The sequence below is a fragment of the Barnesiella sp. genome (genome assembly GCF_022723415.1).
In the GTDB taxonomy this organism is placed as follows: Bacteria; Bacteroidota; Bacteroidia; order Bacteroidales; family Barnesiellaceae; genus Barnesiella; species Barnesiella intestinihominis.
The window spans coordinates 13,520-28,434 of sequence record NZ_JAIJHU010000045.1 but is presented as its reverse complement, the minus strand read 5'-3'; the positions used below and the strand labels follow the sequence as shown (position 1 = coordinate 28,434).

The 14,915-nt window shown below is 44.3% G+C and carries 13 protein-coding genes; 6 read left to right on the top strand and 7 right to left on the bottom strand.

The features are described from left to right. Positions 1–42: 42 nt before the first annotated feature. Complete coding sequence (locus tag QVD32_RS09825; protein ID WP_021891695.1) at positions 43–735, bottom strand: SIR2 family NAD-dependent protein deacylase; 693 nt, start codon at positions 733–735, stop codon at positions 43–45. 237 nt (positions 736–972) lie between these two features. On the opposite strand from QVD32_RS09825, the gene bamJ reads away from it, so the two are divergent. The 3 genes from bamJ (at position 973) to QVD32_RS09810 (ending at position 3,109) form a co-directional block, all read left to right on the top strand. Then, positions 973–1,557: a BamJ family beta-barrel-assembly machinery protein gene (gene bamJ / locus QVD32_RS09820; RefSeq protein ID WP_008863064.1), complete on the top strand. Its 585-nt coding sequence runs from the start codon at positions 973–975 to the stop codon at positions 1,555–1,557. 18 nt (positions 1,558–1,575) lie between these two features. After that, a complete protein-coding gene (locus QVD32_RS09815; RefSeq protein ID WP_021891694.1) occupies positions 1,576–2,448 on the top strand; it encodes an FKBP-type peptidyl-prolyl cis-trans isomerase in 873 nt (290 codons plus the stop codon). Positions 2,449–2,647: 199 nt separating this feature from the next. Beyond that, on the top strand, positions 2,648–3,109 hold the full coding sequence (locus tag QVD32_RS09810) for an Lrp/AsnC family transcriptional regulator (RefSeq protein ID WP_008863066.1): 462 nt from the start codon (positions 2,648–2,650) through the stop codon (positions 3,107–3,109). 61 nt (positions 3,110–3,170) lie between these two features. Here QVD32_RS09810 and QVD32_RS09805 read toward each other — a convergent pair whose 3' ends face one another. The 6 genes from QVD32_RS09805 to pnp form a co-directional block, all read right to left on the bottom strand. Beyond that, complete coding sequence (locus QVD32_RS09805) at positions 3,171–4,538, bottom strand: MATE family efflux transporter (RefSeq protein WP_021891693.1); 1,368 nt, start codon at positions 4,536–4,538, stop codon at positions 3,171–3,173. Positions 4,539–4,556: 18 nt separating this feature from the next. Continuing rightward, positions 4,557–6,368, bottom strand: coding sequence for a 4-hydroxy-3-methylbut-2-en-1-yl diphosphate synthase (locus tag QVD32_RS09800; protein ID WP_021891692.1), 1,812 nt, complete (start codon positions 6,366–6,368; stop codon positions 4,557–4,559). A gap of 19 nt (positions 6,369–6,387) precedes the next feature. Continuing rightward, positions 6,388–6,894, bottom strand: a complete 507-nt coding sequence (purE, locus tag QVD32_RS09795; RefSeq protein WP_040296287.1) for a 5-(carboxyamino)imidazole ribonucleotide mutase — start codon at positions 6,892–6,894, stop codon at positions 6,388–6,390. Between the two features lie 28 nt (positions 6,895–6,922). Further along, positions 6,923–7,558 carry a phosphatase PAP2 family protein gene (locus tag QVD32_RS09790; RefSeq protein ID WP_118687027.1) on the bottom strand — a complete coding sequence of 212 codons (636 nt, stop codon included), beginning with the start codon at positions 7,556–7,558 and terminating at the stop codon, positions 6,923–6,925. Then, complete coding sequence (gene rpoN / locus QVD32_RS09785) at positions 7,559–9,028, bottom strand: RNA polymerase factor sigma-54 (RefSeq protein ID WP_008863071.1); 1,470 nt, start codon at positions 9,026–9,028, stop codon at positions 7,559–7,561. A gap of 731 nt (positions 9,029–9,759) precedes the next feature. Beyond that, complete coding sequence (gene pnp / locus QVD32_RS09780; RefSeq protein WP_021891690.1) at positions 9,760–11,928, bottom strand: polyribonucleotide nucleotidyltransferase; 2,169 nt, start codon at positions 11,926–11,928, stop codon at positions 9,760–9,762. Between the two features lie 452 nt (positions 11,929–12,380). Between pnp and QVD32_RS09775 the strand changes: the two genes are divergently transcribed. The 3 genes from QVD32_RS09775 to QVD32_RS09765 all read left to right on the top strand — a co-directional run bounded on the left by QVD32_RS09775 (position 12,381) and on the right by QVD32_RS09765 (position 14,911). Continuing rightward, positions 12,381–13,520, top strand: a complete 1,140-nt coding sequence (locus QVD32_RS09775) for a TlpA disulfide reductase family protein (protein WP_118687028.1) — start codon at positions 12,381–12,383, stop codon at positions 13,518–13,520. Between the two features lie 241 nt (positions 13,521–13,761). Beyond that, positions 13,762–14,232 (top strand): transcription elongation factor GreA, encoded by a 471-nt coding sequence (gene greA, locus QVD32_RS09770; protein WP_008863075.1) that lies wholly within the window; start codon positions 13,762–13,764, stop codon positions 14,230–14,232. 283 nt (positions 14,233–14,515) lie between these two features. Beyond that, the gene (locus QVD32_RS09765) at positions 14,516–14,911 is read left to right on the top strand and encodes an HIT family protein (RefSeq protein WP_008863076.1); all 396 of its coding nucleotides are present in this window, start codon (positions 14,516–14,518) and stop codon (positions 14,909–14,911) included. Positions 14,912–14,915: the final 4 nt, after the last annotated feature.

Below are 14,915 nucleotides of genomic sequence, written 5' to 3'. Positions count from 1 at the left end.
GTCCCGAATATTCGGGACGGCTTTTATCGTTGGTAAGAGAGATTATCGTCGTAATAATGCGATAAGCTCTGCCACACCCTCCGAGGCTCCCTTTTGGATAACCCGAACGGAACGATCGACAGGAACTTTTACCTCTTTGGGATCGATAAGGTATATCGGTACTTGCGGACGTACGTAACGGAGCAATCCTGCGGCGGGATAAACGTTCAGCGATGTTCCGATGACGACGAATATATCGGCTTCTTCGGTGATTTCGATAGCCGGCTCTATCATGGGTACGGCTTCGCCGAACCATACGATGTGAGGTCTCAGCCGGTTTCCGTATCGGTCGGTTTCATCGGCTTTTATTTCATAGTGGTCGGGAGACAATTCATAAATGCGATTTTCATTTTTTGTCGAGCGTACTTTGGTGAGTTCTCCGTGCAGATGAATTACGTGAGTACTCCCGGCGCGTTCGTGTAGATTGTCTACATTTTGAGTGATGACTGTTACATCGTAATCCTTTTCGAGAGCCGCCAATCCGAAGTGCCCTTTATTGGGTTCGACGGTGAGGAGTTCTTTGCGTCTTTTGTTATAAAACTCTTGTACCAAAGCTGGATTTCTTTCCCAGCCTTCCGGGGTTGCGACATCTTCTACGGGGTAACGGTCCCATAACCCTCCACTGTCTCGGAATGTAGAAAGCCCGCTTTCTACACTCATTCCTGCGCCTGTCAATACAACCAGTTTCTTTTTCATACCTTTTGTTTCAACAAAATGGATTTCATCTTAAATAATTAAGATAAAGTTAGAGTAAAACTTCGGCGGCTGCAAATGTTTTTTAATAAAATGTGTTGAGATTTTGGAATGGGTGACACTATTCCATCGGGAATTATGTTTTTTTTTAAGGAGAATTTATTGAATTAAGTATAAAAGCCCTATCTTCGCTTCGCAAATATTGTTATTATGTTTGCTTAAATACAATAAAAATAGAAAATGGACAAATTAAGTTATGCATTAGGTCTCAGCATGGGGCACAATTTTTTAGGCTCGGGTATCAAATCGTTGAACGTCGAGGATTTTGCCAAAGGTGTAGAGGCTGTATATAAACAGGAAAAACCGGAAATTAGTTTCGATGAGGCAAAAAAAATCATCAACGAGTTTTTTTCCAATTTGCAAGATGAAATCGCCGAGACGAATAAACAGGCCGGAAAAGAATTTTTGGCAGAGAATGCCAAGCGTTCCGGTGTGGTGGTACTTCCCAGCGGTTTGCAATATGAAGTGCTTGCCGAGGGAAAAGGTCGTAAGCCGAAAGTTACCGATAAAGTTCAATGTCATTATCATGGAACTTTGATTGACGGACAAGTGTTCGACAGTTCGATACAGCGGGGTACTCCGGCAGTATTCGGGGTCAACCAAGTGATACCCGGTTGGGTGGAAGCCTTGCAGTTAATGCCCGAGGGTTCTCGTTGGAAATTATATATACCTTCTGATTTGGCGTATGGAGAGCAAGGAGCCGGCGGAAGTATTCCGGCAAACGCTACTCTGATTTTTGAAGTGGAACTAATAAAAATATTATAATTATTTACCCAATAAACAATGAAAAAGACTATTTTATTTTGTGTGGCACTCGCCGGTTTGACGGCAATGTCTTCTTGCGGAAACAAGGCCGCTACTAAGTTGGAAAATGCAGCAGATAGCGCAAGCTATGCTCTGGGTGTTTCTAATGGCGCCCGTTTTGGAGAAGCCCTGAAATCGGGTATGTACGAACAGCTTAAAAACATCGATCCCAATGATTTTATGAAAGGTTTGGCCGCTGCCTTGAAAACCGATTCTACGCAGCGTTCTTATGAAATGGGATTGAGTCAGGGTCTTTATATTAAGGAGATGTTGAATAATATCAAACAAGGAACCGGCGTAGAGATCGATATCCCGACATTCGTTCAGGCTTATAAACAAGCTATGGACGGCGATACGACTTTGTTGATTTCGGCTATGCAATCCAATTCGGTTCTCGATGCTATTTTCAGAGCAGCCGCCGAAGCTAAGGAAAAAGAAGAACTCGCTCGTTTGGCCGAGACTCCCGAAGCCAAAGAAAATTTGGCGAAAGGCGAGGCTTTCCTTGCTGAAAAAGCCAAAGAAGAAGGTGTGGTAAAAACTGAATCGGGACTTCTTTATAAGGTTCTTAAAGAAGGAAAAGGCGATAAAGTACAATCCAATCAACGTGCGAAAGTATCTTACAAAGGAACTTTGATCGACGGAACCCAATTCGATTCCAATGCAAGCGCTACTTTCTCTCCTACGCAAGTCGTTAAAGGCTTTGGAGAAGGTTTGCAGTTGATGCAAAAAGGCGGTAAATATATCTTGTATATTCCTGCCGAACTGGGTTACGGAGTTCGTGGCGGAGGTGATAAAATCCCGACCAATTCGACTCTCATATTTGAAGTAGAGGTTTTGGATATTGTCAAATAGATAGATTTTCTATAAATATTTTGAAGTGCCGCTCTTGTTTGAGTGGCACTTTTTTGTGAAAAAATGTCAGATAAAATGCTAATAATAGATTAAGAATAAACTTTTGTTTGTCTTTTTGTCAAAAAATAGATAAAATATAGCTGTTTATTAAAAAAGAAATGATATTTTTGTCGCAAAATGATTTATATATTAAAATTTTATGGAAAAGATTGATAACCTTGATCGTCAGATTCTCGAAATTATAATGCGCAATGCCCGCATTCCGTCGAAAGATGTGGCTGCCGAATGCGGTGTTTCCCGCGCTGCTATCCATCAACGTATTCAGCGTATGATCGACATGCATGTTATTACCGGATCGGGATACCATGTAAATCCTAAATCTTTGGGTTTCAGGACGTGTACTTATATCGGGGTGAAATTGGAGAAAGGTTCGATGTATCGCGATGTCGTTCCCGAGCTCGAAAAGATTCCCGAAGTAGTAGAATGCCATTTTACGACGGGTCCTTACACAATGCTTTGTAAATTATACGCTCGCGATAACGAGCATTTGATGGAGTTGCTTAATGACAAAATACAGAATATTCACGGGGTGGTTTCGACGGAAACTCTTATTTCGTTGGAACAAAGCATGAACCGCGAAATTCCGGTCATGAAGAAGTGATTATTTTTCGTAGAGTAAAATAGGGAGAGTCTGTCTTGGGGCAGGCTCTTCTCGTTTTAAATCACCGGGTAATAACCGAATTTTTATTTTGTAGTTTTTTATCGGTTCTCCAAAGTAATAACAGAGTGATGGCGGTAGCGATTGTATCGGAAACCGGCATGGCTATCCATATACCGTTCAAGGCATATATTCGGGGAAAAATAAGTAGTAACGGAATCAGGAATATGACTTGTCGGGTCAAGCTGAGGAAAATGGACTTAGAAGCCATACCTAAGGATTGGAACAGGTTGGTGGTGACGATTTGGAATCCGACAATCGGGAATACACCCATAACGATGCGCATCCCGTGTATGGCTACATCGATGAGGTTCGTATCGGTAGTGAAGGCCCGTATAATGTAATACGGGAAAAAGGTTGAACCTATCCACCCGACCGTGCAACAAATGGTCGCTACGATGCCGGTTAAAACGAATGCTTTTTTCATTCTGGTGTAATTACCTGCACCGTAATTGTACCCTACGATGGGTTGCATGCCTTGACACAACCCGATAATGAGCATAACGACCAATGTGGCGTAACTGTTGAAAATACCGAATGCACCTATCGCCTCGTCTCCCCCATACCGATAGAGCGATGTGTTGATGATTGCATTGATAACGCTGCTGGCTACATTGACCAAAAACGGAGCTAACCCGATGGAAACGATGTTGAACAGGATTCCCCATTCGAGTTTGAAGTATCGACGATGGAATCGCAACTGGCTTTTAGGGTTGAAGAAATGTATCATGACAAATGCTGCCGAAATGGCCATAGCTATATCTGTCGCTATGGCTGCGCCCTTTATTCCCCAATCTAACCAGAAAATGAAAATCGGTGCGAGGATAAGATTGGAGAAAGCACCTATGAGCATAGTGTACATGGCTTTTTCCGGATACCCCGAAGCTCGCATCATATTGTTGAAACTATAACAAAGATTGGTGCAGAGCATACCCGGCATGATGTAGATGAGAAACTCTCTGGCATATGGAATGGTACGGTCGCTGCCGCCGAAACTGCGCAGTATATTGTCCATGTAAACCGAGAAGAAGGTGAGGTAACAAACGGCAAACGAGAGCGAAAGTACAAGACTGTTTGCCAAAATTTTTTCAGCTTTGACTTTGTCGTTCTGTCCCAAAACGATTGAAATGCGAGCCGATGCTCCCAGCCCTACCAACATACCGATAGCCCCTGCCAACGACATGATAGGAAAGGTCAGAGCTAAGCCCGAAATGGCATCGGCTCCTACGCCCTGACCGATAAAAATGCGGTCGATGACATTATACAGAGACATAACCATTGTACCGACAATTGCCGGAACAGAGTACTTCCAAAGCAGTTTCCCTACCGGAAGTGAAGTCAGTTCTCTATGAATATCGTTTTGGTTTTCCATGTTCGGAGTAGTCGGCACTTAGGAAGGATCGATCCAATCGCCGTGGGCTTTGATAAGAGCTATCAGTTTTTCGATAGCCATCTCTTCGGGTATGTTCTTTTCGATACACTCTTTACCTTTGTACAAACTCACTTTGCCGCGCCCGGCTCCTATGTATCCGTAGTCGGCATCGGCCATCTCTCCCGGCCCGTTTACAATGCATCCCATGATACCGATTTTTAGCCCGGTAAGGTGTGAGGTCGCCGCTTTGACACGGGCGATTGTAGTTTGTAAATCGAACATGGTTCTGCCGCAACTCGGACAAGAAATATATTCTGTTTTACTGAATCGCTTGCGTGCGGCCTGTAAAATCGTGAACATATAGTCTGTGAGTCGCTGGGACGAGATATTTCCATTATTGCGAAGGAATATGCCATCGATAAGATTATCGAGCAGAAACGGCCCGAAATCGGCCCCTGCTTTCACTTGCAGGTCTTCGCTCTCTTTTTCTTCGTATTCGACCATGAATACGACCGGAAGTTTGCAGTTTGCCGCGGTAAGCCGTGCCAATGCCGCCCGCAGGTCTCCTACCGGGTTGGTATGCCGAGAGGAGAGAATAAGAACTATTCCCGATTCCTGCGACAGCTCGCCGATAATTTCTTCCGACAGGTCGGCTGCATCGGCTTGTAGGAAGCGGACAGTCGCCGGAGTCGATTTCAATGCAGATAATTCGTGCATTTGAAATAACGGATAGGAGTCGTTTTCCCCGTGATAGTGTGCAAAATCTACGATAGATCGAATATCGCCGCCGACTGTTCGGTCGTGTGTGTAGTAGAAATCGGCGCGTGTCCCTGTTTGAGGCACTCCTTCGGCGATAACTACGGGCTGTTGGTTGCCGCCGATACAATTACAACTCTCTCTCTCTCGGGCTGCCATTTGTTCCAGCGATACGTCGGGGGTTGTTATCGGTTTGTGGCCGGTTCTTGCCGTAATATAATTCACCAGCTTGCAAGCTACCGGGATTTCGGCTTCGGGAGCCTCGCTTAACGACACTCTTATGGTATCGCCTATCCCGTCGGCCAGCAGTGTTCCTATACCTACCGCCGATTTTATTCTTCCGTCCTCACCGTCTCCGGCTTCGGTGACTCCCAAATGAAGCGGATAATTCATACCTTCCGATTCCATCGTTTCGATAAGTAGCCGAACGGTTCGTACCATGACTACCGTATTTGATGCTTTGATGGAGATTACCACGTTGTCGAAATTTTCCGAGCGGCAGATTCTCAAAAACTCCATACACGACTCCACCATACCTTCGGGGGTATCTCCATAACGGCTCATGATACGGTCCGACAGAGAACCGTGATTCACTCCTAAACGTATTGCCGTGTGTTGTTCTTTGCAAATATTCAGAAATGGAATGAACCTCTCTTTGAGCTTTTGCAGTTCGGCGGTATATTCTTCGTCTGTATAGGACAGTTGTTTGAAAGTGCGGGCACTATCGACGAAATTACCCGGATTTATACGCACTTTATCTACGGTGTAGGCGGCGGCATCGGCAGCTTTCGGGTTGAAGTGGATATCGGCGACCAAAGGTGTCGTATAGCCTCTGGCAATTAACTCTCTTTTGATTTCGCCTAAATTTTCCGCTTCCCTCACTCCTTGTGCCGTGAGCCTCACATAGTCGGCTCCCGCTTGAATGATGCGTATACATTGGTCCACACTGGCCGCGGTATCCAGCGTGGAGGTATTGGTCATCGATTGTATGCGTACGGGATATTCACCTCCGAGAGGTGTGTTTCCTATCTGTACGATACTGCTTTTCCTGCGGTGGTAATTATAGTAGTCCATGACAAGGGAAACTATGGAATCAATTGGTCTTGAATTTATATTTTATCGATGCGAGTTCTTGGTTGGCATCAACGATTTTTTTCGTAAGTCCGGTTTTGTATTTTTCTACTTTCGAAGCGACGGTTTCGTCGCCGAGCGCCAAAATCTGAGTGGCGAGAATAGCTGCGTTGAGGGCTGCGTTGACTCCTACCGTCGCTACGGGAATTCCGGGAGGCATTTGCACGATGGCGAGCAAGGCATCGAGTCCTTCCATACCCGATTTGATGGGAACTCCTATCACGGGCAGTGTAGTCATCGAAGCGATAACACCGGGCAGGTGTGCGGCCATACCTGCGGCGGCAATGATAACTTTTATTCCTCTGGAACGAGCATTTTTGGCGAATTCCTCAACTTCCGCAGGGGTACGATGTGCCGATAAGGCCAACATTTCGAACGGGATTTCGCACTCGTCGAGCAGCTTGGCGGCTTTTTCCATGATAGGAAGGTCGGACGTACTGCCCATAATTATACTTACGATTGGTTTCATAATAAATATAAATTGTCTGTGATTGGTTTTATATGAATAGGAAAAATAAAAATCCGCAGCACATGGCTCCTAATGCAAATCCCGCACCTACTTGGCCGATCGTGTGTCGATTCAGTAAAATACGAGAAGAGCCGATGAGTCCTGCAAGCAAAATGATGGTTATTTGCAAGGGGAATATATAGGGCGTGAGCATTAATCTATAAATGCTCATTAGGAATACCAATACAACCATCGCTCCGGCCGCTACCATGTGTGCGCTTATTTTCCAATATCGGTTGATAAATAAAGAAATGATAAGCGAGACGATTGCACCCGCTATGAAAGAGAGTATCCAATTCGGTATTCCGAAACGGTATAAGTAGAGATAACATGCGATATAACAAACGAAGTTGATGATATACGGAACGGTACGCTCGGTGCGGTTGTGAAGTCTGAAATCGCTGATATGACCTGTTTTGTAGAGGATAAATATGCCTAAGGACGGAAGTATGCAAGTGGTGAGCAATACGCCTATGACGATGATTCCTAACAGTCTGTCGCCGAAGACTCTCATATAGGACGTATAAAGTGCGATGGCGATTCCGTAAGTTGGCATCAATAACGGGTGGAATATAGTCGATAGAATCGTGGCTAATAGTTTCATGTGTCGTTCGGTTTGATTCATTCAAATTTCTTTTCGCAATCGGGCTACCGGTATCGATAGTTGTTCCCTGTATTTAGCGATTGTACGCCGGGCTATCGGATAGCCTTTTTGTTGCAGCAGCTCGCACAGCTTATCGTCCGAGAGGGGTTTATGTTTGTCTTCGTGGTCTACCAGTTCTTCCAACAATCTTTTGATTTCCCGGGTAGAAACCTCTTCTCCGGCATCGTTTTGCATAGATTCGGAAAAGAAATATTTTAACGGATAAATGCCGAAATTTGTTTGCACGTATTTGCTGTTGCTGGCTCGGGAGATGGTAGAAATGTCATATCCCGCACGTTCGGCGACATCTTTCAGAATCATGGGTTTCAAGTTGCGTTCGTCGCCGGTGAGGAAAAAATCTTTTTGTAAATCTACGATGACTTTAATTGTGCTCAGCAGTGTTTCCTGTCGTTGTTTTACAGCATTGACAAACCATTGCGCCGCATCGAGTTTTTGTTTGACGAATAACAGGGCATCCCGTTTTTCCCGAGTCTGGTTTTGTTTGTTCGAGGAATAATCGTCGAACATATCCTGATAATCCCGGCTTACGTGTAGTTCGGGTATATTCCCGTTATTTAGCCCGATGGTTAACTCCCCATCTTGCGCTTCGACAAAAAAGTCGGGAATAATGTGATGTTCCGAGCTGCCCGAATAGCTGTTGTTCCATGCGCTTCCGGGCTTGGGATTAAGTAGCGTGATTTCTCGTATGGCTTGTTTCAGTTCTTCTTCGCAAACATTACATTGGCGCATGATTTTGTCGTAATGCTTTTTAGAGAATTCTTCGAACATTTTGTCGATGATCTTGTAAGCCAATAAGTTGGCAGGAGTCCCTTCGTGGCGCTCTAATTGGAGTAGCAGGCATTCCCGTAAATTCGAAGCTCCGACACCGGCCGGTTCGAACTCCTGAATCATTTGTAAAATATCTTCTACTTGGCTCACCGGAACGTCTAAACCTACTTGAAAAATAAGATCGTCCGAAATAGCTTGTATCGGTCTCTGTAAATAACCGTTGTCATCTATATTCCCAATAATGTATTGAGCAATTTGATAGGAGGTTTCGTCGAGAGAAAGCTCTCCCAACTGGCTTTCGAGGTAATCGTGAAATGAAGAGGCCGATACGAATGGAATGTCTTCTTTTTTGTCATCTTTCGAGTAGTTGTCGGCTTCGAGTCGGTAGTCCGGTATATCTTCTTCGTTGCGATAATCACCCAATGTAAGTTCCTCTGCCGATTCTCCCGGATTTCCGTCTTCATCGGCGTTGGCATCAAATTCGTTTATACTGTCCGGGATTTCTTCCCGTCCTTCTTCTAAGGCGGGATTATCGACCAGTTCTTGTTGTACGCGTTCTTCAAATTCGATTTCGGTAAGTTCGAGGAGTCGAATCAACTGTATCTGCTGGGGCGATAGTTTCTGTTGCAATTTTTGTTGCAACTGCTGTTTCAGTGCTGCCATAAGCTGTGAGTGATTTGCAAACGAAGATAGCTATTTTTGCTCTAAATAAGTAAAAAAATGAGAATTTTTAGAAGCTGTTTTTATTTTTTCAGCCTGTATTCGAGAGCTGTTTTTCAAGGGTATTTTACAAATGAAAGAAATATGAATAAGTTGGAGCTACATTCTTTCGGAATGATTGTTGCCGGTGTTTTTGAAACTTTATGGTGAGACTCTCTGCTGCTTTCGGTTCAGTAAAACCTCGTGGGATAGACATGAATTTTAGCGATGAAATTTTTGTAGATAACCACATTCCGGACTTTTCGGTGAAAGGTTGATTCTTGCTTAATTAAAACCTCCTCCCCTGTGTTTGGTTGTCAAACAAAATATAGGGGAGGTGGCACGAAGTGACGGAGGGGTTGAAAACAACATCACATTAGACTGTTTGTATCGGATATTTAATCCTCTCGCCTTACGAGCGTTCTCCCTATCTCATCTGCGATGAGCTGAGGGTGGGGAACTAAGATGTCACTGCGAATATTCTTTTCACTCCTATTCGCAAATACAAGAGAGAATTTAAAAGACAATCTTCACTAATTTCCTCCTGAGCCTTGCTTTCCATAGTATTAAGGGGGATTCAACGCTTCTTCGCTATATCTTTTGCGAAACATGAGGGGGAAGAGCTTGTTCTTATTACGAATAAAAAAAGCCGTGTATGGGAAATACACGGCTTTTATGCGGCAAATAAATGATTCTTATTGGTTGTTGTCGTTACGAGAATGACGGTCGCTGCGGGGAGCTCTTTCGGGGCGGGGCAACAGCGCCTTCATAGACAAGCGGTATTTACCGGTTTTTTTGTCTATTTCGATGAGTTTTACCGTTACTTCGTCTCCTTCGTGGATGCCCGATGTCTCCATCGATTCGAGGCGATCCCAGCTGATTTCCGAGATGTGGAGTAATCCGTCTTTTCCCGGAAGAATTTCTACGAAAGCGCCGAAGGGTAAAATCGATTTAACGACTCCGGTATAAGTTTCTCCCTCTTCGGGTTGAGCCGTGATGGATTTGATACGACGTATGGCATCTTTAATAGAATCGAGATTAGCAGCAGATATTTCTATGTGTCCCTCGTTGTTGATTTCATCGATAGTAACGACAGCTCCGCTGGCTTCCTGTATGCTTTGGATAATTTTTCCGCCCGGGCCTATTACGGCTCCGATCATGTCTTTCGGGATAATCATCGTTTCGATACGAGGCGCGTGCGGTTTCAAGTCGGCGCGAGGTTCGGCGATAGTGTCGGTGATAATATTAAGAATGTGCAGACGACCTTCGCGGGCTTGGTTCAATGCTTTTTCCAAAACTTCGTAAGAAAGTCCGTCGCACTTGATATCCATTTGGGTCGCTGTGATACCGTCGCGAGTTCCGGTCACTTTGAAGTCCATATCCCCGAGGTGGTCTTCGTCACCGAGAATATCCGAGAGAATGGCATATTTCACATTGTCTTTATCGGTAATCAATCCCATAGCTATGCCCGATACCGGTTTCTTGATTTTCACACCGGCATCCATAAGAGCCAATGTCCCGGCACAAACCGTTGCCATCGAGGAGGAACCGTTTGATTCGAGAATATCCGAAACTACACGTACCACGTAAGGATAATCGGCAGGAATCATACGTTTAAGCGCACGGTTCGCCAAGTTTCCGTGTCCTATTTCACGACGACCTACGCCACGTTGAGCTTTGGCTTCACCAGTGGAGAAGGGGGGGAAGTTATAGTGCAACAAGAAACGGTCGCGACCTTGATTCAATACGTCGTCGAGAATTTTCTCGTCGAGTTTGGTTCCGAGAGTTACGGTCGATAAAGATTGCGTTTCACCGCGAGTGAAGACTGCCGATCCATGAGGTCCGGGTATATAATCGACTTCGCACCAGATAGGACGAATTTGTGTGGTAGTACGTCCGTCCAAACGAATACCCTCATCGAGAATACAACGGCGAACAGCTTCTTTTTCTACATCGTGGTAGTAGCGTTTTACAAGAGCTCCTTTTTCGGCGGCATCTTCTTCGCTCATGCCGGCTAAGTATTCGTCGACAATCGCGTCGAAAGCGTTTTGGCGGGCATGCTTGTCGGCATTTCCCGAACGTGCGATAGCGTATGCTTTGTCGTAGCATTTTGCCCAAACGTCTTTTCTCAACTCTTCATCGTTGGTCTCGTGGCAATATTCTCTTTTCACGGTAGAGCCTACGGCTTCTGCCAATTCTTTTTGTACAAGGCAATGAACCTTGATAGCTTCGTGGGCGGCTTTCAATGCTTCGAGCAAATCGGCCTCCGAAACTTCGTCCATTTCGCCTTCTACCATCATAATATTTTCATAAGTGGCTCCCACCATTAAGTCCATATCGGCTTTTTCCAATTCGGCGAAAGTGGGATTTATCTTGAATTTACCATCGATACGGGCAACTCGTACTTCCGAGATAGGGCCATTGAAAGGTATATCCGAAACGGCCAAAGCTGCCGAAGCGGCAAGACCGGCCAAAGCGTCGGGCATATCTACGCCGTCGCTCGAAAATAACATGATGTTCACGAATGTGTCGGCATGATAATTTTCGGGGAACAAGGGGCGCAATACACGATCCACTAAACGGGAAGTAAGTATTTCGTAATCCGAAGCACGGCCTTCTCTTTTGGTGAAACCTCCGGGGAAACGGCCGAAAGCAGAGAAACGTTCTTTATATTCTACTTGCAGAGGCATGAAATCCACGCCTTCACCGGCTTCTTGGGCCGAACATACGGTAGCCAGCAGCATGGTGTTGCCCATGCGAACCTCGACGGCTCCATCGGCTTGCTTGGCTAGCTTGCCGGTTTCGATGGTGATGGTCCTTCCATCACCCAAATCGATGGTCTTCTTAATAACTTGTTTAATCATAAAATCGATTTTTCTTTATTTTTTCCTTCTCAAAATCGTGCAAAGATAATGAAAGTTTGAAAGTAAAACTATGATTATGAAATAAAAATGCGAAAATAGAATACGTAGAGAGGAGTCTGAGTCGGTTTAATTTCGTTTTTTTATACTTTCTCCTGACATTTTGCTTGCGCGAGCTTCTCAATTATGTGACCGTTTACGGCGAATGCGGGAGTAACCTGTACCTCGGTATATGTCGAGTAAACTTGTTTCTACTTTCGATTTGCACTATTTTTGCCATTGATAGTGAAAATCAATGTAATTGAAATGTGTTTTGCTTCTGTCTTCATTTGCATTATCTTTGCATAGTGCGAAATAGGTTATGCCCCGGTATAATCAAGTGAATTTGCTTCTACTCTCGGCGTATACTATCTTTGCAATTGAAGAAAGGAACATAATTTATAACATATACGGAAATGAAAAAGTGGGTATTTGGGTGTGCAATGGCGTTGGTGATAACCTCGTGCGACAATAAGAAATTTTCCATTCAGGGACGCGTGGCCGATGCCGATGGACAAGTACTGTATTTAGAGTCGTTGGCTGTGAATGGTACAGAGCTTCTCGATTCTGTCGAATTGGATAAGGACGGTCGGTTTAAATTCAAGTATCATGCTCCGCAGTATCCTGAGTTTTATCAATTGAGATTGGACAAGTCCATCATACATTTGGCCATAGATTCGACCGAAACATTGAACCTCTCGGCGAATGCGGCCGATTTTGCCAATGACTATGAACTTACAGGGTCGGACGAATGTGTGAAGATGCGCATTGTCGCTCAGGAAAGCGCCAAGTTAAAAAAACGAATCGATGAACTGTCCCGAGCCATGTCTTCCAATAGCGACCGTGTCGACGATTTGCGGAAGCAGGCAATCGAAGATTTGGCCGCCTATAAAAAGAAAATGTTCGATTTGGTATTGGAAAATCCGGCCTCGGCAACTGCATATTATATTGTTTTTCAAGAAATAAACGGAGATAAAATATTTGATCCTTATGATGCCGATGACCGAAAATTGATAGCTGCCGTCGCTACGGGATTCGATTCGCTTTATCCCGATTCGCCTCGATCCAAACAATTGAAGAACATGACACTGGCTGCTATTGCCGCTGAGCGTGCTGCGCAAAAGGAAAAGCCCGAAATCGAAGCGAGCACAGCCAATTTTCTGGATATAGAATTATACGATTTGCGAGGACGGAAAAAGGTCTTGTCCGATTTTGTCGATGCTGGTAAAGTCGTTCTTCTGAGTTTTACCGCCTATCAGGCCGATTATTCTCCGGTGTATAATATGAAGTTGGCCGAGCTCTATAAAAAATACAAGTCGAAAGGGTTGGAAATATATCAAGTTTCTTTGGATGCCGACGAGCAGGCTTGGAAAGTTGCGGCCGATAATCTCCCGTGGATTTGTGTGCGAGATCCTCAAAGCGTTTATTCGCATAATGCCGCCATGTATAATGTGAAGACATTGCCTACATGCTTTGTTATCGATAGGAATGACGGTATTGTAAAACGGATAGAAAAAGTCGATGAAATAGAAAACGCGGTACAGTCTCGGCTTTAAGGTTCGGTACGAGACTCGAAAAATGAACTTTTGGACGAATATCGTTGTTTTTTTTTGGAAGATAAAAAAAAGAGAGTATCTTTGTCACATTGAAAGCACAAAAAGGAGTCCCGACAAACGGCGGGATTTCTTTTTTGTTTAGGAGCCGTTTTGAAATTTCCAAGTGATATTGGAACCTTCGAAAAATTGAAACGACATCTCGATGAGAAAATTATTTAATATAAACTATAGGAGTTAGATTATGGCTATTACGTACATGACCGAAGAAGGTTACAAAAAATTGATGGAAGAGATCGCTTATCTCGAAAATGTGAAGCGTCCCGAAATCTCACGGGCTATCGGTGAGGCACGTGATAAAGGAGATCTCTCGGAAAATGCCGAGTATGATGCCGCCAAAGAGGCGCAAGGAATGCTCGAAATGAAAATTTCTCAGTTGAAAGATTTAGTGGCGAATGCACGCTTTATCGACGAGAGTAAATTGAACACCCATACGGTTCAGATTTTGAATACGGTAAAAATTAAAAATGTGAAGAACGGTGCGGTAATGACCTACACCATCGTATCTGAGTCCGAAGCCAATTTGAGAGAAGGAAAAATCTCGGCCACGACGCCTATCGCCAAAGGACTGTTGGGCAAGAAAGTCGGAGACATCGCAGAGATTCAAGTGCCTTCTGGATTGATGTCGTTCGAGATCGTAGATATTTCTATTTAGGCATAAGCCGATGTGCGAGTTATGCACACCGGCTTTTTTATTATAGATATTCCCCCTTTCTCTCCTATAGTTCGCAGAAAGGGGGAATATTTTTTGTCACCCTGTTTCTTTTCACATTAATATAGAGTGTCTTGTCGAAAAGTCTCAGCGAGCTTAGCTTTTTTGTGTTTGATTTTCGCTATATTTATGGGATACGATTCGGCATAGCCGAGTCGGAAATATGATTTCCTTTTGTCTTTGCACTCAACTTTCACTATATTTGTAGACCTAAAATCACGAAATTATGGCATCTATTTTCAGTCGTATCGTTGCCGGTGAAATACCGTGCTATAAAGTAGCCGAAGATGAAAACTACTTTGCTTTTTTAGACATCAGTCCCGTTGCCAAAGGTCATACTTTGGTTATTCCCAAACAAGAGGTCGATTATATTTTCGATTTGGACGATGAGACTTATGTGGGTCTTACCCGATTTGCCAAACGGGTGGCGAAGGCTATCGAGAAAGCGATTCCTTGTAAGCGAGTGGGAGTCGCTGTTATGGGACTCGAAGTCCCGCATACCCATATTCACCTCGTTCCTATTAACAAGGAAGCGGATATGAATTTTTTCCGGGACAAACTTTCTCTTGAATCTACCGAGATGCAAGCTATTGCCGAAGCTATCGCTCGGGAAATGGAATGATTCT

What these genes read in the sequence shown, in the direction of transcription:
- QVD32_RS09810 (WP_008863066.1), top strand. Translation starts at nt 2,648, where the DNA reads ATGGAAAAGATTGATAACCTTGATCGTCAGATTCTCGAAATTATAATG.
- QVD32_RS09815 (WP_021891694.1), top strand. Translation starts at nt 1,576, where the DNA reads ATGAAAAAGACTATTTTATTTTGTGTGGCACTCGCCGGTTTGACGGCA.
- QVD32_RS09800 (WP_021891692.1), bottom strand. Translation starts at nt 6,368, where the DNA reads ATGGACTACTATAATTACCACCGCAGGAAAAGCAGTATCGTACAGATA.
- bamJ (WP_008863064.1), top strand. Translation starts at nt 973, where the DNA reads ATGGACAAATTAAGTTATGCATTAGGTCTCAGCATGGGGCACAATTTT.
- QVD32_RS09765 (WP_008863076.1), top strand. Translation starts at nt 14,516, where the DNA reads ATGGCATCTATTTTCAGTCGTATCGTTGCCGGTGAAATACCGTGCTAT.
- rpoN (WP_008863071.1), bottom strand. Translation starts at nt 9,028, where the DNA reads ATGGCAGCACTGAAACAGCAGTTGCAACAAAAATTGCAACAGAAACTA.
- QVD32_RS09805 (WP_021891693.1), bottom strand. Translation starts at nt 4,538, where the DNA reads ATGGAAAACCAAAACGATATTCATAGAGAACTGACTTCACTTCCGGTA.
- QVD32_RS09825 (WP_021891695.1), bottom strand. Translation starts at nt 735, where the DNA reads ATGAAAAAGAAACTGGTTGTATTGACAGGCGCAGGAATGAGTGTAGAA.
- pnp (WP_021891690.1), bottom strand. Translation starts at nt 11,928, where the DNA reads ATGATTAAACAAGTTATTAAGAAGACCATCGATTTGGGTGATGGAAGG.
- purE (WP_040296287.1), bottom strand. Translation starts at nt 6,894, where the DNA reads ATGAAACCAATCGTAAGTATAATTATGGGCAGTACGTCCGACCTTCCT.
- greA (WP_008863075.1), top strand. Translation starts at nt 13,762, where the DNA reads ATGGCTATTACGTACATGACCGAAGAAGGTTACAAAAAATTGATGGAA.
- QVD32_RS09790 (WP_118687027.1), bottom strand. Translation starts at nt 7,558, where the DNA reads ATGAATCAAACCGAACGACACATGAAACTATTAGCCACGATTCTATCG.
- QVD32_RS09775 (WP_118687028.1), top strand. Translation starts at nt 12,381, where the DNA reads ATGAAAAAGTGGGTATTTGGGTGTGCAATGGCGTTGGTGATAACCTCG.